This is a genomic window from Mycobacterium sp. SMC-2 (assembly GCF_025263485.1).
GTDB lineage: Bacteria > Actinomycetota > Actinomycetes > Mycobacteriales > Mycobacteriaceae > Mycobacterium.
Genome location: NZ_CP079863.1, coordinates 4771025 through 4790936, shown reverse-complemented (window position 1 = coordinate 4790936; position 19912 = coordinate 4771025). Strand labels below are relative to the sequence as shown.

General features: G+C 67.5%; 15 protein-coding genes. 5 read left to right on the top strand and 10 right to left on the bottom strand.

The window, feature by feature from the left end; translation table 11 throughout:
- Positions 1-144 precede the first annotated feature (144 nt).
- The 4 genes from embR to KXD96_RS22415 form a co-directional block, all read right to left on the bottom strand.
- Entirely contained in the window at positions 145-1287 is a 1143-nt protein-coding gene (gene embR, locus KXD96_RS22430) for an ATPase/transcriptional regulator EmbR (protein WP_260739961.1), read from the bottom strand.
- Positions 1288-1530: 243 nt separating this feature from the next.
- Positions 1531-2229 carry a hypothetical protein gene (locus KXD96_RS22425; RefSeq protein ID WP_260739958.1) on the bottom strand — a complete coding sequence of 233 codons (699 nt, stop codon included), beginning with the start codon at positions 2227-2229 and terminating at the stop codon, positions 1531-1533.
- A 163-nt stretch (positions 2230-2392) separates the two neighbouring features.
- Positions 2393-4276: an ABC transporter ATP-binding protein gene (locus tag KXD96_RS22420; protein ID WP_260739955.1), complete on the bottom strand. Its 1884-nt coding sequence runs from the start codon at positions 4274-4276 to the stop codon at positions 2393-2395.
- Positions 4273-6030 carry an ABC transporter ATP-binding protein gene (locus KXD96_RS22415; RefSeq protein ID WP_260739953.1) on the bottom strand — a complete coding sequence of 586 codons (1758 nt, stop codon included), beginning with the start codon at positions 6028-6030 and terminating at the stop codon, positions 4273-4275. Before KXD96_RS22415 ends, KXD96_RS22420 begins: the two co-directional genes overlap by 4 nt.
- Positions 6031-6213: 183 nt before the next feature.
- On the opposite strand from KXD96_RS22415, the gene KXD96_RS22410 reads away from it, so the two are divergent.
- Entirely contained in the window at positions 6214-6771 is a 558-nt protein-coding gene (locus tag KXD96_RS22410; RefSeq protein ID WP_260739949.1) for a DUF3558 domain-containing protein, read from the top strand.
- Positions 6768-7310 carry a DUF3558 domain-containing protein gene (locus KXD96_RS22405; protein WP_260739948.1) on the top strand — a complete coding sequence of 181 codons (543 nt, stop codon included), beginning with the start codon at positions 6768-6770 and terminating at the stop codon, positions 7308-7310. Before KXD96_RS22410 ends, KXD96_RS22405 begins: the two co-directional genes overlap by 4 nt.
- A gap of 3 nt (positions 7311-7313) precedes the next feature.
- Here KXD96_RS22405 and KXD96_RS22400 read toward each other — a convergent pair whose 3' ends face one another.
- Both KXD96_RS22400 and KXD96_RS22395 read right to left on the bottom strand, forming a co-directional pair.
- Positions 7314-7814: a histidine phosphatase family protein gene (locus tag KXD96_RS22400; RefSeq protein WP_260739946.1), complete on the bottom strand. Its 501-nt coding sequence runs from the start codon at positions 7812-7814 to the stop codon at positions 7314-7316.
- A 34-nt stretch (positions 7815-7848) separates the two neighbouring features.
- Positions 7849-9222 carry an HNH endonuclease signature motif containing protein gene (locus KXD96_RS22395; RefSeq protein WP_260739944.1) on the bottom strand — a complete coding sequence of 458 codons (1374 nt, stop codon included), beginning with the start codon at positions 9220-9222 and terminating at the stop codon, positions 7849-7851.
- 217 nt (positions 9223-9439) lie between these two features.
- Here KXD96_RS22395 and KXD96_RS22390 point away from each other — a divergent pair, with 217 nt between their 5' ends.
- From KXD96_RS22390 to KXD96_RS22380, 3 genes are all read left to right on the top strand, one after another.
- Entirely contained in the window at positions 9440-10591 is a 1152-nt protein-coding gene (locus tag KXD96_RS22390; RefSeq protein ID WP_260739942.1) for an exonuclease SbcCD subunit D, read from the top strand.
- Positions 10588-13209, top strand: coding sequence for an AAA family ATPase (locus KXD96_RS22385; protein ID WP_260739940.1), 2622 nt, complete (start codon positions 10588-10590; stop codon positions 13207-13209). Before KXD96_RS22390 ends, KXD96_RS22385 begins: the two co-directional genes overlap by 4 nt.
- A 62-nt stretch (positions 13210-13271) precedes the next feature.
- Positions 13272-14513: an alpha/beta hydrolase gene (locus tag KXD96_RS22380; protein WP_260739939.1), complete on the top strand. Its 1242-nt coding sequence runs from the start codon at positions 13272-13274 to the stop codon at positions 14511-14513.
- Here KXD96_RS22380 and KXD96_RS22375 read toward each other — a convergent pair.
- Genes KXD96_RS22375 through KXD96_RS22360 form a run of 4 tightly spaced genes read right to left on the bottom strand, consistent with a single transcriptional unit; the run spans position 14500 to position 19895 of the window.
- Positions 14500-16179, bottom strand: coding sequence for an ABC transporter family substrate-binding protein (locus KXD96_RS22375; RefSeq protein WP_260745498.1), 1680 nt, complete (start codon positions 16177-16179; stop codon positions 14500-14502). The genes KXD96_RS22380 and KXD96_RS22375 overlap by 14 nt on opposite strands.
- Positions 16160-17998, bottom strand: coding sequence for an ABC transporter ATP-binding protein (locus KXD96_RS22370; RefSeq protein WP_260739936.1), 1839 nt, complete (start codon positions 17996-17998; stop codon positions 16160-16162). The genes KXD96_RS22375 and KXD96_RS22370 overlap by 20 nt, the downstream gene beginning before the upstream one ends.
- Entirely contained in the window at positions 17995-18921 is a 927-nt protein-coding gene (locus KXD96_RS22365; RefSeq protein WP_260739933.1) for an ABC transporter permease, read from the bottom strand. Before KXD96_RS22365 ends, KXD96_RS22370 begins: the two co-directional genes overlap by 4 nt.
- The gene (locus tag KXD96_RS22360) at positions 18918-19895 is read right to left on the bottom strand and encodes an ABC transporter permease (protein ID WP_260739932.1); all 978 of its coding nucleotides are present in this window, start codon (positions 19893-19895) and stop codon (positions 18918-18920) included. Before KXD96_RS22360 ends, KXD96_RS22365 begins: the two co-directional genes overlap by 4 nt.
- Positions 19896-19912: the final 17 nt, after the last annotated feature.

Below are 19912 nucleotides of genomic sequence, written 5' to 3'. Positions count from 1 at the left end.
CCCATCCACCACGCCACCGACACCAACAATTGCCCGGCGCACCGGTCAGCCGCAACCCCCGCACCCAGCAACCACGACCGTAAGCCCCCACCCACCCCCACGCACCACAAACACCCGAATCAACCAACCCCGATCAACCCCCGCCTAGCCCTGGGTGTCCGCGGCGATCTGAAACGTGAATTCGTGGTCGCAGATGCGGACGTGGTCGCCGTCGCGCAGAGTGGCCGCCGAGCGGATCCGCTCATGTTGTACATGGACCCCGTTGGAGGACCGGAGGTCGTTGATGATGAAGCTGGTGCCGGTGTCGACAATGACGGCGTGGTGGCGGCTGACTTTCGGGCTGTCGAGCACGATGTCGTTGTCGGGAAGGCGCCCAATCCGGGTCGCCGCCGCGCGCAGCGGATAGCTGCGCCCGGTGGTCTCATGCAGATAAGCGATGGCCTTCTGCCCGGACACCATGGTGTGCTGTTCGAGCACCGTGACCGTGTCGACGGCGGCGGTCTTGGCACTTCGTTTCACGTCCAGCGGTTCCTGCCGCAAGATCCGCTCGTTGAGCGACCGCAGCGTCGGACCCGGATCGATCCCCAGGTCGTCGGCGAGCGTGGTCTTGACGCGGCGGTAGGCGGCCAACGCGTCGGACTGGCGGTCGGTGAGGTAGTAGGCCGTGATCAACTGGGCCCACAGCGGCTCGCGATAGGGGTGTTCGGCGGTGAGCGCTTCCAGCTCAGTGATCACACCAGACGCTCGCCCGCAAGCGATTTCGGCCTCCGCCTTTGCGCCGTGCACCAGAATCTTTTCCTCGACAAGGGAAGTCGCGAAGGTGTCGACGAACTGAAACTCGCGTAAGTCCTCGAGCACGGGTCCGCGCCATTGGGCCAACGCGGCCGCCAAGTGCCGGCTGGCTTCCTCGAATTTTCCTAGCGCGGCCGCGTGCACGCCCGCGGCCTTTTCCGCGATGAACCGTCCCAGATCGTAGGCGTTTTCGTCGATGCTGAGCCGGTATCCCGGTGGTGCCGCGGCCAGCACCGCTCTCGGGTCGATTCCCGCGTTGCTGAGCAGCTTGCGAAGATTGGACACGTAAGAATGAATGCTGGCCCGCGCCCCCGACGGCGGCTCGTCGTCCCATAGGGCCGTGATGAGCCTGTCGACCCCGACCGGAGTGTTGCGGTTCATCAGCAGCATGGCCAGCACCGCTCGCTGTTTGGGGGTGCCCAAGGCCACCAGGGTGCCGTCGACGGTCATCTCCAACGGTCCGAGCAGACCGAGTTCGAGACGTTTGTCCACCATCGCTTATCGGTCCTTCCGGTCCTGCGCAGCACCAAAGAAAATGTCCTAGCTTGTCATTGTGATATCAATCCCGGCGAATTCGGTAGAAACGCGCGAATCTGGCTCTGCCGCGGATGAGTGAAAAGCGTTCCCCGCCAGAACGACCTCTGACACGCGGTGCGAACAGGGTTGGCCCCCAGACGAACACGCATACGGCGGGCAACCGTGGGGCTGCCCGCCGCGCGATGGGAATTCGGTTGTGCCTCACATGGTGGCGACGATCAGCTCGTGGCTGGCTTCCCAGGCTCGCATGAAGAGCGCCATCGGGAGCTGCGCGTCCCGGCCCTTGGGGTCACCGCTGTCGTTCAGGTGCACGATGTTGTAGGCGGTGTCGACACCGGTCACCACCACGGCGTGGTCACCTATCGGGTTGCCGTTCTCGTCCGTTGTCTCGACGGGGATGTTCCAGATCAGTTCGGCGTTGACGCTGACCATCACCTTGTGACCGGTGCCCAGCAGCTGCTCGATTCCTTCGATGCCCGCGGGTACGCCGGTCTTCGCCGCGTGGGCCGCGTCGCTGACCACTCCGTAGACGTTGTACAGCTTCAGCAGCGTCGGGACATCGCCGAACATGGTGCCCTGGCCCGAATTCGGGTCCTTGGCGTTGGACGGCTTGATGTAAATCGAGCCCGGGTGGATCGTGCTGGGTGTTGACTGGGCCTTCTTGATGATGGCGTCCTCCGAGGGCTCCTTGCCGGTCATCTGGCCGATCACGTCGGCGGCGGCCATCAGCACGCAGTCGTCGTACTTCTGGTGGCGCCACCACTTGGCGGCAGCGGCGGGGTCGCCGTAGGTGGCGCCCGAGGCCGCTTCGGCCGGGCCGGCCACTCCCAGCGCGATGGCACCGGCGACCAGTGCCAAGACGGCGGTCTTGGCCATGCTGGCAATCTTGATGCTCTTCATGGTTTGTCCTTTTCTCGTTGCGTTCGTTGCGCCCCGTGGCGGCTTTGATTGAGAAAAGGTTCCGACCTTCGCCTTTTCGTTACCTCAACGAATTCTCAAAGTGACTTCGTCCGGATAACGGGAGGCGGTGCCCGGGCTGGCCGGACGAGCTCGCTTCTCGGGCTTACGCCTTCGTCATGGCGTAGTAGGCACCTCGCCGGGCCACCAGTTCGGGGTGGCTGCCTTGCTCGACGATCCGGCCCGCCTCGATAACGACGATGCGATCCGCATCGCGGATCGTCGAAAGCCGATGCGCGATAATAAAACTCGTGCGATCGCGGCGAAGCTCGGACATGGCGCGGGCAATAAAGGCCTCGGTGCGGGTGTCGACCGAGCTGGTCGCCTCGTCCAGGATCAACAGTTGCGGCCGGGCAAGGAATGCGCGGGCGATGGTGATGAGTTGCTTCTCGCCGGCGCTGATGTTGCCGCCGCCGCCGCTGACCCGGGTCTCGTAGCCTGCCGGCAGCGTGTGCACGAACCGGTCGACGTAAGCCGCCTTCGCGGCCTCCACCACCTCGTCCGCGCTGGCCCCGGGCCGCCCGTAGGCGATGTTCTCCGTGATCGTCCCGTCGAAAAGCCAGGTGTCTTGCAGCACCATGCCGATCCGCGACCGCAACGACTGCCTGCTCACCCTGGTGATGTCGACCCCGTCGACCAGGATCCGGCCGGAGTCAACGTCATAGAACCGCATGAGCAGGTTCACCAACGTGGTCTTGCCGGCGCCCGTCGGCCCGACGATCGCCACCGTGCTGCCCGGCTCGGCCACCATCGACAGGTCATGGATCACCCGCGAATTCGGGCGGTAACCGAAGCTCACGTGCTGGAACTCGACTCGTCCGGCACCGCCGCTGACCCCCACGGAGTCCGGCGATTCCTCCGGCTCGTCGAGCAGATCGAACACTCGCTCCGCGCTGGCGACCCCGGACTGCAGGGTGTTGTACATCCCGGCCACCTGGCTCAGCGGGGCGTTGAACTGCCGGACGTATTGGATGAAGGCCTGGATGTTACCCAGGGTGATGTGGCCGGTGGCCACCTGCAGGCCGCCCACGACGGCGACGGCCACGTAACCGAGATTGCCGATGAACGACGTCGCCGGCCCCACCAGGCCGGAGAAGAACTGGGCGCCGAAACTGGCGTGGTAGACGTCGTCGTTGAATTCGCGGAACTGCTCGCGCGCCGCAGCCTGGTGGCCGAACGTCTTGACCACCGTGAAGCCGCTGTAGGTCTCCTCGATATGGGCGTTGAGGCGCCCGATGCTTGTCCACTGCGCCACGAACAGGCGCTGTGCGCGCCGCGCGATCGCACGCGTCGCCACCAGCGACAGCGGCACCGTCGCCACGGCGATCAGGGCCAGCAGCGGCGAGATGGACACCATCATCGCCAGCACCGCGACGACGGTCAGGATCGACGTCACCAGCGCGCTGATGGTCATCGACAGCGACGACTGCACGTTGTCGATGTCGTTGGTCACGCGGCTCAGCAGCTCACCGCGTTGGCGCCCGTCGAAGTAAGACAGCGGCAGCCGGTGGATCTTGTCCTCCACGTCGGAACGCAGCGCGACCATGGTGCGCTGCACGGTGACGTTGAGCAGCCGCGCCTGCGCCCAAATCAGCAGCGCCGAAACCAGATACAGGCCCAACGCCAGCGTGAGGGTTCGTGCCACCGCGCCGAAATCCACGCCTTTGCCCGGCACCACGTTCATCCCCGACAGCAGGTCGGCGAAGGTGCCGTCGCCTCGGGCCCGGGCCGCGGCGACGGCCTGCGCCTTGGTGATTCCCGCGGGCAGCTGTCGCCCGATGACGCCGTTGAACAGTAAATCGGTGGCGTGACCGAGGATTCGCGGGACGATGACTCCGATCACCGTTCCGGTGATGCCGAGGCTGATCACCGCGATGCTCAGCCGGCGTTGTGGCGCAAGCCGTCTCACCAGCCGGCCGGCTGAACCCCAGAAGTCGCGGGAGCGCCCGGCCGGTGCCGGGGTCAGGCCGCGGGTGGCCGCCACGGTCATGGCGCGCCCCCGACTCGACCCGATGGCAAGGCGCTCACCGACTGCGAGTCGGCGAACTCCGCGTAGGTGGCGCAGTCTGTGAGTAGCGATTCGTGCGTGCCGGTGCCCACCAATTTCCCGTCGTCGACGACGATCACCTGGTCGGCCTGGGCGGCGGTGGAAACCCGTTGCGTGACAACGATGACGGTGGCCTCGCGCGAAACCTCCTGCAGCGACGCGCGCACCCGTGCGTCGGTGTGCACGTCGAGGGCGCCGAACGAGTCGTCGAAGAGATAGATGGCCGGGCGGCGGATGACCGCCCGTGCGATCGCCAGTCGCTGCCGCTGACCGCCGGAGAAGTTGATTCCGCCCTGGGCCACCCGCATGCGCAGCCCGTCGTCTTGCGCGCGCACGAACCCGTCGGCGTCGGCCACTCGCAACGCCTCCCACATCTCGTCCTCGGTCGCGTCCGCCTTGCCGTAGCGCAGGTTGTCGGCCACGGTCCCGGAGAACAGGTAGCCGCGCTGGGGAACCAGCCCGATCGCGGACCAGAGCCGTTCGGTGTGGTAGTCGCGGACGTCGACGTCGTCGATCAGGACGGCGCCACCCGTCACGTCGTAGAGCCGGCAGATCAGCGACACCAGCGTCGACTTGCCCGAACCGGTGCTGCCGACGATGGCCGTGGTGGCGCCGGGCCGCGCGGTCAGCGAAATGTCCTGCAACACAGCGCGATCAGCGCCCGGGTAGCTGAATGTCGCGTGTTCCAGGCGCACCACCCCGGTGATGCCGCCGCGCGGGAACACCGGACTTTGCGGGTTGTCGACGGCGGCCTGGGTCGAGAGCACCTCGGTGATCCGTTCGGCGCAGACGGAGGCTCGCGGCAGCACCACCAGCGTCATGGTCGCCATCAAGACCGCCATGAGGATCTGGGTGAAGTAGGCCAAGAACGCGGTCAGCGAGCCGACCTGCATTTGGCCGCGATCGATGCGCAGCCCGCCGAACCAGATCAGCGCGACACTGGACACGTTGACGGTCAGCGTGGTCACCGGCAGCATGACCGCTTGCCAGTTGCCGGCGGTCAGCGCGGTGTTCGAGAGCGCGGCGTTGGCGCGGGCGAATCGATCGCGCTCGTAGCCTTCGCGGGCGAACGCCCGGACGACCCGGACGCCGGACAACTGGTCGCGCATCACCCGATTGATGCCGTCGATGAGGCCCTGCATCCTGCGGAACAGGGGCAGCATGTGCGACATCACCCAGTAATTGGCCACGGCCATGATGGGAACGCTGACCAGCAGCAGCCAGGTCAGCGCCGCCTCCTGGTGGATGGCCATGATGATTCCGCCGATGCACATGATCGGCGCGGTGATTAGCACGGTGCTCGATATCTGGACCAGGTACTGGATCTGGCGGACGTCGTTGGTGCTGCGCGTCAACAGCGTCGGCGCGCCGAAGCGGGCGGTCTCATGCTCGGAAAAGGTCGTGACGTGTTCGAACATCGCCGCGCGCAGGTCGCGACCGAAACCCATTCCGGTCTTCGAGCCGAAGTACACCGCCGCGACCGCGCACAGCACCTGCAACCCGGTGACCGAGAGCATCACCATGCCGAGACTGACGATGGTCGCCGTGTCACCCTTGGCGACGCCCTCGTCGATGATTGCGGCGTTGACCGTCGGCAGGTACAGCGACGCCAACGTGCTGACCAGCTGCAGCAGCATCAGCACCGCGACCAGCCGCCGGTACGGCTGGATGTACTGGCGCAGCAGTGCCAGGAGCATTTCGTAACTGTCGCATACGGCGGGTCGCACAGTGGCCAGCAACCGCCGGACGCCCTAACCCGCGCATCGTTTGCGGCCGGGCCGGTGAAACGCCTGTTCAGGCGCGTCGGTGGTTGACCCGCTGAGCTGCCGCTACAGTGCATCGTGTGGACCGGCAGCAGGCTGAGCAAAAGCAGGGTAGCGGTGCGGCGTAACTCGAGGGCGCTGGCCGTTGCGGCGTCAGCCCTGGCGATCCTGGTTCCCGGGGTTGCGGCGTGCTCGGATTCCGGGAGCAACAAACCGGGGGCGACGTCCTCGTCGGCGCCGGGGAACTCCGAGGGCCACCACGGGCCGATGTTCCCCCAATGCGGCGGCGTCAGCGATCAGACCGTGGCGGAGTTGACCAGGGTGACGGGCCTGATCAATACCGCCCGTAACTCCGTCGGCTGCCAATGGCTGGCGGGCGGCGGCATCCTCGGTCCGCATTTTTCCTTCTCCTGGTATCGCGGCAGCCCGATCGGCCGTGAACGCAAGACCGAGGAGCTGTCGCGGGCCAGCGTCGATGACATCAACATCAACGGCCATAGCGGGTTCATCGCCATCGGAAACGAGCCCAACCTGGGTGACTCACTATGCGAGGTGGGCATCCAATTCCAGGACGACTTCTTCGAATGGTCGATCAGCTTCAGTCAAAAGCCGTTCCCGCCGCCCTGCGACATCGCCAAGGAGCTGGCACGTCAGTCGATTGCGAACTCCAAATGAGCAGACGAAGCGTCCGTGCCCTCGTAGCCGTCCTGATCGCCGCGCTGCTGGTGTTGACGGGATGTTCGAGATCCATCGGCGGTACCGCCGTCAAGGCGGGCGGTCCGACGCGCAACAACAACTCGCAGCAGCAGTATCCGAACCTGCTCAAAGAGTGCGAGGTGCTCACCAGCGACATCCTCGCCAAGACGGTGGGCGCCGACCCGCTCGACATTCAGAGCACGTTCGTCGGCGCCATCTGCCGGTGGCAGGCGGCCAACCCGGCCGGGCTGATCGACATCACCCGGTTCTGGTTCGAGCAGGGCAGCCTGAGCAACGAACGCAAGGTCGCCGAATTCCTGAAGTACAAGGTCGAGACCCGCAACATCGCCGGGATCGATTCGATCGTGATGCGCCCGGATGACCCGAACGGCGCGTGCGGAGTGGCCAGTGACGCCGCGGGGGTGGTCGGCTGGTGGGTCAACCCCCAGGCGCCCGGCATCGACGCGTGCGGTCAGGCTCTCAAGCTGATGGAGTTGACGCTGGCCACGAACTCCTAGGGTTCAGCGCGGCACCTCGAAGCCGATCAGCGCCGCGCGGCCGAGTTCGAGGCACTTCCATCCGGACGGCACGGTCAGGACGGCGATCGCCGACGTCGGGAACTTAGCCGAAACTCGTTCGGCCACAGCGACATCGGTGCCACTGCCGCCAAGGCCGAGCGCCACGGCCGACATCGTCGGCTCGTGTCCGATGACGAGCAGCGTCTCGACTCCCTCGCCGACCGTGCTGATCTCCTCGATCAGGGTGCCGGGCGTGGCGCCATAGAGCCGCTCGCTGTACCGCGCCGGCGCGTCGATACGCGTGTTGACGAACGTCTGTCGGGTACGCGTGGCGGTGGAGCACAGCACGGCATCGATGGCCGGGACGTTGGCGCGCAGCCAGTCACCGGCAAGGCCGGCTTCACGAACCCCGCGGGGCGCCAGCGGCCGGTCGTGGTCGGCAACGCCGGGCGGGTAGCCGGATTTCGCGTGTCGCATCAAGAGCAACGTGCGCTGGTCTTCCACGGCAGTCACGCTAACCAATCAGAAACCATCACCGCTATGCCGCGTCGTCATCGTCATCGTCATCGTCGCCGCGTAGCAGCTTTTCGGGATGATGAAATGTGTTGGTGCGGGGTTGGCCGCGGTCGAGGTGGGGCGGTGGGATCCACTGGGTTTCATGTTTGGCGTTCTTACGGGTGGTCCAGCCGCCGGGTTTGAGCATGCGGTGATGGGGTCCGCAGGCGAAGGTGAGGTTGTCGATGCCGGTGCGCCGGCATTTCACCCAGTCGGTGACGTGGTGGACTTCGGAGAGGTAGCCGGGCACGGTGCAGCCGGGTGCGGTGCAGCCGCGGTCCTTGGCGTAGAGCATGATTCGCTGACCGGGGGAGGCCAGGCGTTTGGTGTGGTACAGCGCCAGGGGTTTGGCGTTGTCGAAGACGGCCAAATAGTGATGGGCGTGGCGGGCCAGGCGGATGACCTCGCTCATCGGCAGCACGCTGCCGCCACCGGTCAGCCCCGTGCCGGCGGCGGTTTGCAGTTCCTGCAGGGTGGTGGTGATGATGATGGCGGCGGGTAACCCGTTGTGCTGGCCTAGATTTCCCGACGCCAGCAGCGCGCGCGACGCCGCCAGTAGGCCGTCGTGGTTGCGTTGGGCCGCCGAGCGGGTATCGCGGTCGATCGCCTCTTGTGTAGGTGCGCCGTCCACGCAGGGCGTGTCGTCGAGCGGGTTGCACATGCCCGGCGCGGCCAGCTTGGCCAGTACGGCCTCCACGCTGGCGCGGGCCTCGGGGGTCAGAACGCCGCGCAGTTCCGACATGCCGTCGGGGCCCTGCTTGCCAAGGATGAGGCCGCGGCGGCGGGCGCGGTCCTCGTCGCGGTAGGTGCCGTCAGGGTTGAGGCAGTCGGCGAGGTGATCGGCCAGTGCGGCCAGCTGTTCGGGGCGGTATTGCGTGCCGTGGGTGGCCAGGTCGGCCTCGACGGCGTCTCGGGTGTCGGCATCGACCCAACCGGGTAGGCGGTGGAAGAAGCGGCGGATCACCGCCACCTGCCCGGCGCCAAGCTTCCCGTCGCGTTGGGCGGTGGCGGTGGCCGGCAGGATCGGCGCCAGGGGCTCACCGGTGAGTCCGTGTCGCGGGCCCAGGTCGGCGGCCTCTTTGACGCGCCTGGATGCCTCGGCGCGGCTGATCAGTGTCGCCTCGGCGATCGCGTGCGGCAGCGTGCCGCCCAACTCCTCGGGCGTGGCCTGGCGGGCAAGGTTGTTGATCAACGGATGCTCCACCGCCGGGAGGCTCCGGCGGACCTTCTCACAGCGCCCCAACATCGCCAGCTGCTCGCGGGCGGCCAATGCGTCGCAGTCGTAGTTGACCAGATCGGCGATCGCAGCGTCGATGACATCAAACGCCGCCGACAACGCCTCCGGATCAACACTCACAACGCCAAACTAGCCACACCCACCGACAAAAAAGCCGCCATAAATCGCCATAGACGCACACTCGCGCAAAAAGTTTCCCGCGTACTCGTGGCATTCGCGATCGTGGCCGAAAACAGCCGCTCGGAGACCTGCCGTGCGAGGTCCCGCGTCTTGTCGGTGCGCGGATCTAAGCTCGCGGTGCCCTGATAATCACGCAGTTCGGAAGGGGGCCGCCGCCGTGCGATTCCTGCACACCGCCGATTGGCAGCTCGGCATGACCCGGCACTTCCTGGCCGGTGACGCCCAGCCGAGATACTCCGCGGCCCGGCGCGACGCGGTGGCCGGTCTGGGGGCGCTGGCGGCGGAGGTGGGCGCGGAGTTCGTCGTGGTGTCCGGTGATGTCTTCGAGCACAATCAGCTTCCCCAGCAGGTCGTCGGGCAGTCCCTGGAAGCCATGCGCGCCATCGGGATTCCGGTCTACCTGCTGCCGGGCAACCATGATCCGCTCGACGCCTCCTCGGTATACACCAGCGCTCTGTTCACCGCCGAATGTCCCGACAACGTGGTGGTGCTCGATCAGGCCGGCATCCATCGCGTAACGCCCGGGCTGGAGATTGTCGCGGCGCCTTGGCGGTCCAAGGCCCCGACCACCGACCTCGTCGCGGAAGTTCTCGAAGGCCTGGCGCCGGGACCGGTCACGCGGATACTGGTCGCCCACGGCGGGGTCGACGTCCTCGACCCGGACCGCGACAAGCCCTCCCTGATCCGGCTCGCCGCGCTCGACGCCGCGCTGGCGGCCGGCGCGGTGCATTATGTGGCGCTGGGGGATAAGCATTCGCGCACGCACGTCGGTGACAGCGGCCGGATCTGGTATTCCGGTGCGCCGGAAGTCACCAATTTCGACGACGTGGAGTCGGATCCCGGTCATGTCCTGATCGTCGACATCGACGAAACCGACCCGCGCCGCGCCGTCACGGTGGAATCGCGGCATGTCGGCCGGTGGCGTTTCGTCACCATGCGCCGCCAGGTCGATACCCGCCGCGACATCGCCGACCTCGACATGAACCTGGACCTGATGACCGAAAAGGACCGCACCGTGGTGCGGTTGGCGCTCACCGGATCGCTGACGGTGACCGACCGTGCCGCGCTGGACGCCTGTCTGGACAAGTACGCGCGGTTGTATGCCTGGCTCGGCCTGTGGGAACGCCGCACCGACCTGGCGGTCATCCCGGCCGACGGCGAATTCAGCGACCTCGGTATCGGGGGATTCGCCGCCGCCGCGGTCGACGAACTGGTGGCGACCGCACGCGAGGGCGACAACGAGACGGCAGCCGACGCTCAGGCGGCGCTTGCGCTGTTGCTGCGCCTCACCGACCGGGGCGCCGCATGAAGCTGCACCGCCTGACCCTGACGAATTACCGCGGCATCGCGCACCGGGATATCGAATTCCCCGATCATGGCGTCGTCGTGGTGTGCGGCGCGAACGAGATCGGCAAGTCGTCGATGATCGAAGCCTTGGACTTGCTGCTGGAGTCCAGAGATCGCTCGACGAAGAAGGAAGTCAAGCAGGTCAAGCCCACCCACAGCGACGTCGGCTCCGAGGTGAGCGCCGAATTGAGCTGTGGCCCTTACCGTTTCATCTACCGCAAGCGGTTCCACCGGAAATGCGAAACGGAGCTGACCATCCAGTCACCGCACCGCGAACAGCTCACCGGTGACGAGGCGCACGAACGCGTCCGTGCGATGCTGGCCGAGACGGTGGACAGCGATCTCTGGCATGCCCAGCGGGTGCTGCAATCCGCATCGACCGCGGCGGTCGATCTGTCAGGCTGCGACGCCCTGTCGCGTGCGCTCGATGTGGCGGCCGGGGACACCGCGGCGCTGTCCGGCACCGAGCCGCTGCTCATCGAGCGAATCGACGCGGAATACGGACGCTACTTCACCCCCACCGGGCGCCCCACCGGCGAATGGGCCGCGGCGATCACCCGGCTGGCCGACGCGGAGGCCGCGGTCGCGGAGTGCGCGGCGGCGGTCGCCGAGGTGGACGAGCGGGTGTGTCGGCACGCCACCCTGACGCAGCAGGTCGCCGACTTGTCCCGGCAGCGCGCCGCCGCCCGGCCCCGGCTCACCGCCGCACAGGAGGCCGCGGAGAAGGTCGCCGAACTGACGGCACAGGCGCGCGAGGCCGATTTGATCGCCGCCGCCGCGGCGGCGACGAGCAAGGCGGCGGCGACCGCCCACCACTCCCGCCTGCAACTACTTGCCGAAATCACTACGCGCACAGCGGCTGTCGCGGCCACCGAGGTTGAAGCGAAAGAAGCCGCCGACGCCTGCTCGGCGGCACACGCCGAAGCCGAGACCGCCGACGTCGCGGCACAGGAAGCCGCCGAGGCCCTTGCCGACCTGCAACGCCGAGCCGAATCCGCCCGGCGCTCCGTCGCTCAGCTCGCCGACCGCGAGGAGGCCGACCGGTTGAGCGCCCGGTTGGCCAAGATCGACGCCATCCGGCGGGAGCACGACGGCGTGTGCGCAGCACTCGGCGAAATCGCCATCGGCGAGCAGTCGCTGCGGCGAATCGAGACCGCGGCCGCCGCGGTCGATCGGATCGGCGACCAGTTGGCCCTGACGTCCGCGGCCGTCGAGTTCACCGCCGCCGCGGACATCGAACTCGCGATCGGCGACCAGCGGATCTCGTTGTCCGAGGGTCAAAGCTGGTCGCTCACGACCACCGGACCCACCGCGGTCCAGGTCCCCGGCGTCCTCACCGCGCGGATCACACCAGGCGCCACCACGCTCGATGTCCAAGCGAAACACGCTGCCGCACAAGAGGAGCTGGCCGCGGCGTTGGCCGCCAGCCGGGTGGCCGACCTCGCTGAGGCGCGGTCCGCCGATCAGCGTCGCCGCGAACTACAGGGCAGTCGCGACCAGCTGAGCGCCACCCTGGCCGGGCTGTGTGGCGACGAAGAGCTCGACCAGCTGCGTTCGCGGCTCGCGCAGCTGCGCGCCGGCCAACCGGCCGCGGCGGACCTCGCTGCGGCCGACATCGGCGCCGCCCGCGACGAGCTCGATGCGCTGGAGACGGCTAGCCGGGCCGCGACCGCCGAATGCGACGACCGCCGCCGGAACGCCGCCGCGGCCAAGGCCCGGCTCACCGAGTCAACCACCCGCGCAACGGTTCTGCACAACAAGCTGGAGACCCAGCGCGGCGAGCTCACCGCGGCCACCGAGCGGCTGGACCAAGAGCGGGCGTCGTCCGGCGATGACGAACTCGCGGCGGCGGCGGACACGGGGCGACAAGCGGTGCTGACCGCCGAAGGGCGTCGCGCCGAGCTGGCCGACGGACTCGCGGCGGCAAAGCCGGACGACGTGGACGCCGAATTACGCGCTGCCACAAGGGAGACGGAGGATCTGCGTGAACGCTACGAAGAGGCGGCCCGTGCGTTGCGTGAGATCACCATCGAACTCTCGGTAATGGGCAGCGAGGGTCGCCAGGGCAAGCTCGACGCCGCGGAAACCGAGCGCGAGCACGCCGCCAGCGAGCACATCCGGGTCGGTGGTCGGGCGCGGGCGGCGCGGCTGCTGCGCTCGGTCATGACACGCCACCGCGACACCACCCGGCAGCGGTACGTCGAGCCCTATCGCGCGGAACTGCAACGGCTCGGCCGCCCGGTGTTCGGTCCCACGTTCGAGGTGGACATCGACAGCGACCTCTGCATTCGCAGCCGCACGCTCAACGGCGTCACGGTGCCCTACGACTCCCTGTCGGGCGGGGCCAAGGAGCAACTCGGCATCTTGGCGCGGCTGGCCGGCGCCGCCCTGGTCGCCAAGGAGGACGCCGTTCCCGTGGTGGTCGACGACGCGCTGGGGTTCACCGATCCGGACCGGCTGGCGAAGATGGGGGAGGTCTTCAACACGGTGGGTACGGATGGGCAGGTGATCGTGCTCACCTGCAGCCCCGATCGGTACGACGGCGTCAAGGGCGCGCACCGCATCGATCTCAGCGCCTAGCCGGGGCCGAGCTGCGGCAATGCAGCGGACCGGCAGAATGGGGTCATGGCGGGCCGACACCGATGACGATGAATGCGAAGCGGCGCCGGGTGCAGGAGAAGCTCGCGGCATTGCCCGGGGTGCGGCCGGTGCGCCGGCCGATCTCGCCGGAGAGTCGCGAAGAGTTCGATCTGTACTACGTGCGCACGGGCCGAAAGTCGGCGCATCCGCTGGTCATCATCCCCGGCGGCCCCGGGGTGGCGTCGGTGCAGATGTACAAGGGGTTGCGGCGCCGTGCCGCCGCGGCCGGCCTGGACGTCATCATGGTCGAACACCGCGGGGTGGGCATGTCGCGGCACGACGACTCGGGCGCGGACCTGCCGCCCGAGGCGATCACCGTGAACCAGGTCGTCGATGACATCGCCGCCGTGCTCAACGACGCCCATGTCGACTCGGCCGTCGTCTACGGCGCGTCCTACGGCACGTACATCGCCTCGGGGTTCGGTGTGCGCCATCCGGGCCGGGTGCGGGCGATGATCCTCGACTCGCCTCTGCTGTCGCGGCATGACATCGTGATCGTGCGCCGCGCGATCCGTCGGCTTTTGCTCAGGGGTGATAGCCCGGAAACCGCTGCGCTGGCGCCGAAAATGCGCAAACTTGTCGAGGCGGGCGTGATGACCGCGGCGGCCACCCAGGTGGTGGCGACGATCTACGGCTACGGCGGCACCGACCTGCTCGAGCGGCAACTAGACCTGCTGCTGGATGGTCGAAAGCTGCTGTGGTGGGTGCTGACCCGGTTCACCACCCTGAGCCACCTGCCGTACCGCTACGAGGAAGACCTGGTGAGCCGCATCGCGTTCCGCGAACTGGACTACGCCGCCCAACCCGACGGCCTACCGCTGGACCCCGCCGTGGCCGAACGCGAAGCACGCACCCAGACAGTGACTTTCGAGGACGAGCCCTATGACCTGGCGACCGAGATGCCGCATTTCGACTGGCCCACCGTGGTGGTTTCCGGCGGCCGCGATCTCATCACTCCGCCGGCGGTCGCCGAGCGTGTCGCCGCGCTGCTGCCCAACGCGGTGCTCTTGAAACTGCCAAGCATGGCGCACAGCGCACTGGACTTTCGCGAGCGCGCCGCGATCGCCATCGCGCGGGCGGTGTGCCGCGGCGAGCTCGACGGGCTTGCCGCGAAGGCACCAGCGTTCGACGCGCTTCCGCCGCGTCCGGAGCTGCGCTTGCTGTGGGCGGCGGTCGGGGTGGCGGCCGCCGTGGAGGGCGCCCTGCCGATTCCGGCGCGGCTGCGGCGGATCAGCCGCGCATGAACCCGATGGCGGTGTAGCGCAGGTCGGCGAGACCGGCCGCGCCGAAATTGGCCAGCGTGCTGCGAACCGCGATGTCGCCGGGGGATTGCGTCAGCGGCAGGCTGAAACCCTCGGCCCAGATGAGTTTGTCGAGCTCGTTGGCCAACGCCCGCGCCTTGTCGGGATCGAGTTCTTCCAGGGTCCGTTCGATCGCCGCGTCGATCTGCGGGCTACCGATCTTGCCGAAATTGCTCTCCCCGCCCGATAGGTAGATCTGGGTCAGTGCCGACAGCGGGAATGCGTCGCCGAGCCAACCGAATTGGGCGATGTCGAAATCCCCGACGTTGATGTAGTTGGTGAAGAAACCGCTGCCCGCCCTGGCCACGAGTTCGAGCTTGACACCGATCCGCGCCAGACTGTGCTGCGCGATCTGGGCGAACTGCCGGCTGCCCTGGGTGTCGTAGAACAGATCGCGGATCACCAGCTGACGGCCGTCCTTCTCGCGGAACTGGCCGTTGAGCTTCCAGCCCAGGGCGTCGAGTTCGCGTCTGGCCGCCTCCGGGTCGTAGGGGACGACCGCGCTGTTGTCCTGGTAGCCCTTCTGGCCCGCGACGTAGATGTGGTTGCCCAACGCCGCGGGATCACTGGTGAGCCCGTATTGGACGACCTTGGCGATGGTGCGCCGGTCGATGCCCTTGGACACCGCGAGGCGCAGCGCCTTGTCGGACAGGATCGACCCGGGCGCACCGTTGAACGTGAAGTGCGACCACGCGGGAGCAGGGGCGCGCCGGATCGAGATTCCCTTCGTGCGCTGCGCGATGGTCAGTTGGTCGAGGGTACCGACGCCGGACGCATCGATGGTGTTGTTCTGCAGGGCCGGCAGCCGGGCGGCCTCATCCAGCACCAGGTAGGTGATGTTGTCCAGGCGTGGTCGGTCTCCCCACCATTTTGGGTTGCGGGACAACACGATTCGCTGTGCTGTCCGGTTCAGCGACGTGACGATGAAGGGGCCGGCCGACGGGCCGGGGCCGTCGAGTTGGCCCTTGTTGAACGCCTCCGGGGTTGCCGTCATGCTCCTCGGCAGCAGCATGCCGTTGCCGGCGAACATGCCGCGCCACTCGGCGTACGGCTTGGCGAAGGTGACGACGGCCTGGCGGTCGTCGACGCCCCGGGTGACCGATGCGACGCGGTCGGCGCCGCCGGGTCCGGCGATCTCGAACCTCTTGTCAGAGCCGCTCAATGCGTGGACCTGGCTGGCGATGTCTTCCCACGTGATGGGTGTGCCGTCGGACCACACCGCCCGGGGGTTGATGGTGTAGGTCACCACCTGCGGTGCGGTGCCGGTGAGTTCGACGCTGGTGAAGTAGTCGGTGTCGACCGTGGTCGAGCCGTCCGCGCCGATGATGAACGCCCGCGGCAACGTGGCCTTCATCATGGCGGCGACTTCGGCCGAATTGCCGTCGATGTGCAGGATGTTGAAGTTGGGCGGGAAGTCGCTGAGCGCCAGCCGCAGGCTGCCCCCGTCTCGCAGCGTGGCGGGATCCTGCGGGTTGATGTCGCTGGTGGTGCCGATCTCGGCGTTCTGGCCGGTTTCCGGCGTCAAATTGATGGCCGGCGAGCATCCGGAGACCACCAGCGCCACGACGAGAAGCGCCGTCGCGACCCGCCTAGACACGTCTGCCCGGATCCGGTTGTGGCACGGCGGCCAGCAGTCGCCGGGTGTACTCGTGCTGCGGGCTGCCGAACACCTGCTCGCTGTCGCCCTGCTCCACGATCGTGCCGGCATACATCACCACCACCTGGTGCGCGAGGTGTTTGACCACCGAAAGGTCATGGGACACGAAGAGATACGACAGGCCGAACCGCTCCTGCAAGTCGAGCAGCAGGTTGATGATGCCGGCCTGGATGGAGACGTCGAGCGCGGAGACCGGCTCGTCGAGCGCCAGGATCTTCGGCTGCAATGCCAGCGCCCGCGCGATGCCGATGCGCTGCTTCTGCCCGCCGGAGAACTCGGCGGGGTAGCGGGCGGCGTCGGCCCGCCGCAACCCCACGATGTCGAGCAGCTCGGCGACGCGCTCGTTCGTCTCGCTCTTGCCGAAGTCGTTGGCCAGCAACGGCTCCGCAAGCAGGTCGAACACGGGCAGTCGCGGGTCCAGTGACGCCACCGGATCCTGGAACACCACCTGTATGTCGCGTCGCAACGATCGCCGACGGGACGCGTTCAGGGCCGCGACATCGGCACCAAGCACTTCGATCGAGCCGGATTGCGGCGCAACGAGTTCCAGGATTTCGTTCAGCGTGGTCGACTTTCCCGAACCAGACTCGCCGACGATGCCCAGGGTGCGGCCCTGCCGCAACTCGAAACTGACACCGTCGACCGCGCGGACCTCACCGACGGTGCGGCGCAACACCACACCCTTCGTCAGCCGGAATGTCTTGACCAGATCACGCACGCGGATGACGACGGACGAGTCGCCGGCCGCCTCCGCTCGTGCGGAGGTGTTGACCCCGTAGATTTCCGCGGCGGTGCGCCCGTTGACCTGGTCGGTGCGGATGCAGGCGGCCCGATGGTCAACACCGACCGGAAGCAACTCCGGTTCATCCGCCCGGCATTCGTCGATGACGAGGGGGCAGCGCGGCGCGAAGGGGCAGCCCGGCTCCAGTCCCACCAACGACGGGGGCGCGCCGGGTATGGGCACCAGCCGGGTGCCCTGCGCGGCGTCCAGCCGCGGAACCGAACCCAACAGCCCGACGCTGTAAGGCATCTGGCGATCGCGATACAGGTCGTACACCCCGGCGGATTCGACGACCCGGCCGGCGTACATCACCAGCGCGCGGTCGGCGAACTCGGCGACCACGCCCAGGTCGTGGGTGATGATCAGGACCCCGGCGCCGGTGATGTCGCGCGCCGTCTTGAGCACCTCGAGGATCTGAGCCTGCACGGTGACGTCCAGGGCGGTAGTGGGCTCGTCGCAGATCAGCAGATCCGGGTCATTGGCGATCGCGATCGCGATGACCACCCGCTGACGCTCGCCGCCGGACAGCTCGTGCGGAAACGCGCGGGCGCGGCGCTCCGGCTGCGCGATGCCGACCATCTCGAGCAGTTCCACCGCGCGCCTGCGGGCGGCTTTCTTGCCCACGCGGGGCTGGTGAATTTCGATCGCCTCGGCGATCTGGTCGCCTACGGTGTAGACGGGCGTCAGCGCCGACATCGGATCCTGGAACATCATGCCGACCGTCTTGCCGCGGAACCGCGACATCGCGTCGTCGCCGAGCCCCAGCAACTCGGTGCCGTTCAACCGCACCGAGCCGTGTACTCGCGCATACTCCGGAAGCAGGCCCACCACCGCCATCGCCGAAACCGACTTGCCCGAGCCGGATTCGCCGACCATGGCCACGACTTCGCCCTTGGCGATGCTGTAGCTGATGCCGCGCACCGCGGTCACCGGTAGGCCGTCTGTCGGGAACGTGACCGCCAGGTCGGTCACCTCCAGGAGCGCGCTCATCCGGCGCCCCCTCGCAACATGCCGCTGCCGGGGTCGAGCGCGTCGCGCAGGCCGTCGCCGGTCACGTTGGCGCACACCAGGATCAACACCAGGACGCCGGCCGGAAACAGGAACACCCAGGGGAAGGTGGTCGCGGACTGGGTGCCGTTGGCGATCAGCGTGCCCAGCGACACGTCCGGCGGCTGGATGCCGAAACCGAGGAAGCTCAGCCCGGTCTCGGCCAGGATGGCCGAGGCGACGTTGAGGGCGGCGTCGATGATCAGGATAGATGCCACGTTGGGCACCACATGGCCCAGGATGATCCGCCGGCTGGACACCCCCATATACCGCGCGGCCCTGATGAATTCGCGTTCGCGCAGGCTCATGGTCATGCCACGCACCATCCGCGAGCTGATCATCCAGCCGAACCCCGCGAGCAGCAAGACGAGCGTCAGGATGTTGGCCGAGCTCTTGGTCCGCGGTGTGACGATGGCGATGAGGATGAAGCTGGGTACCACCAACAGCAGGTCGACCAGCCACATCAGCACCCGGTCTCGCCAGCCACCGAAATAGCCCGCGATCGAGCCGACGGTGGCGGCGATGCCGGTCGAGATGATGGCCACGCAGACACCGATCAGCATTGACTTCTGCATGCCGCGCAGGATCTGTGCCAGCAGGTCCTGCCCAAGCGCGTTGGTGCCCAACCAGTGCCGGTTGTTCGGCGGTTCCAAAAGCGCGTTGAAATCGAGGTCGTTATAGGAGTACGGCAACATCGCCGGCAGCGTGTAGCAACCGACGAACAGCAGCACCAGCAGCGTCAGCGAGGCGACGGCCCATCGGTTGCGCACGAACCTGCGCAGCACCAGGGTGCGCCGCGAGGTGAACTCCGCTTCCTTTGGCACAGCAATCCCCTGGGCGCCACCCACTTTCGCCTCGGACGTCATGACACCCGCACTCTGGGATCGAGAGCCGCGTAGAAGACGTCGGAGAGCAGCCCGGCCAGCAGCACCACCGTGCCGGAGAACAGCGTGATCGCGGCGATGATGTAGGTGTCCTGCGTCGCGATGCCCTGCACTAGCCATTCACCCATGCCGTGCCAGCCGAAGATCTTCTCCACGAACACCGCGCCGGTGACCAGCCCGGCCACCCCATAGGCGAACAGGGTGGCCAACGGTATCAGCGCGGTGCGCAGCCCGTGCTTCACCAGCGCGCGCCGGCGCGTGAGCCCTTTGGCGCGCGCGGTGCGAATGAAATCCTGGCCCAGGACGTCGAGCATCGCGTTGCGCTGATAGCGGCTGTATCCGGCGGCGGCGGCCAACGTCAGGGTGAGTGTCGGCAGAATCAGATGCCGCAACCGGTCCACGAAGTGGTGCCAGGCTCCGCCGCCCACCCCCGGCGAGGTTTCCCCCGTGTAGTCGAAAAGGTTCACGCCCAAAGCCCAATTCACCCGCAGCGCGCCAAGGATCAAAAGGCTGGCGATGACGAACGTCGGGGTGCTGAGGACCAGCAGCGCCACCATGGTGACGAGGCGGTCGCTGAGTCGGTACTGGCGGATGGCGCCCCACGCCCCGGCCACGATGCCCAGGACCGTGCCCGCCAGCGATCCAATGACCAATAGCCGCAGGGTGACTCCGACGCGGCGCCAAAGTGTGGCACCGACGGGCTGTCCGGTGACGGTTTTTCCGAAGTCGCCGCGGACGGCGTGCGAGGCCCATTGCGCGTAGCGGATCGGTATCGGCTTGTCCAGATTGAGCGCATGAGCCTTGGCGTCGATGACTGACTGTGGCGGCCGTGGACTGCGCTGCAACAGGGTGTCCAATGGCCGGAACGCCGCCGACGTCAGGCAGAACGTCAGAAACGACGCCAGCGCCAGCAGCACGACATAGTTGAGCACCCGGCGCGCCAAGAAGCGAATCATCCGCGACTGCACCGCCC

Excerpts from the sequence above, each read along its gene's own strand:
- KXD96_RS22370 (WP_260739936.1), bottom strand. The coding sequence starts at position 17,998 with ATGAGCGCGCTCCTGGAGGTGACCGACCTGGCGGTCACGTTCCCGACA.
- KXD96_RS22420 (WP_260739955.1), bottom strand. The coding sequence starts at position 4,276 with ATGACCGTGGCGGCCACCCGCGGCCTGACCCCGGCACCGGCCGGGCGC.
- KXD96_RS22360 (WP_260739932.1), bottom strand. The coding sequence starts at position 19,895 with ATGATTCGCTTCTTGGCGCGCCGGGTGCTCAACTATGTCGTGCTGCTG.
- KXD96_RS22405 (WP_260739948.1), top strand. The coding sequence starts at position 6,768 with ATGAGCAGACGAAGCGTCCGTGCCCTCGTAGCCGTCCTGATCGCCGCG.
- KXD96_RS22425 (WP_260739958.1), bottom strand. The coding sequence starts at position 2,229 with ATGAAGAGCATCAAGATTGCCAGCATGGCCAAGACCGCCGTCTTGGCA.
- KXD96_RS22415 (WP_260739953.1), bottom strand. The coding sequence starts at position 6,030 with ATGCTCCTGGCACTGCTGCGCCAGTACATCCAGCCGTACCGGCGGCTG.
- embR (WP_260739961.1), bottom strand. The coding sequence starts at position 1,287 with ATGGTGGACAAACGTCTCGAACTCGGTCTGCTCGGACCGTTGGAGATG.
- KXD96_RS22380 (WP_260739939.1), top strand. The coding sequence starts at position 13,272 with ATGACGATGAATGCGAAGCGGCGCCGGGTGCAGGAGAAGCTCGCGGCA.
- KXD96_RS22365 (WP_260739933.1), bottom strand. The coding sequence starts at position 18,921 with ATGACGTCCGAGGCGAAAGTGGGTGGCGCCCAGGGGATTGCTGTGCCA.
- KXD96_RS22385 (WP_260739940.1), top strand. The coding sequence starts at position 10,588 with ATGAAGCTGCACCGCCTGACCCTGACGAATTACCGCGGCATCGCGCAC.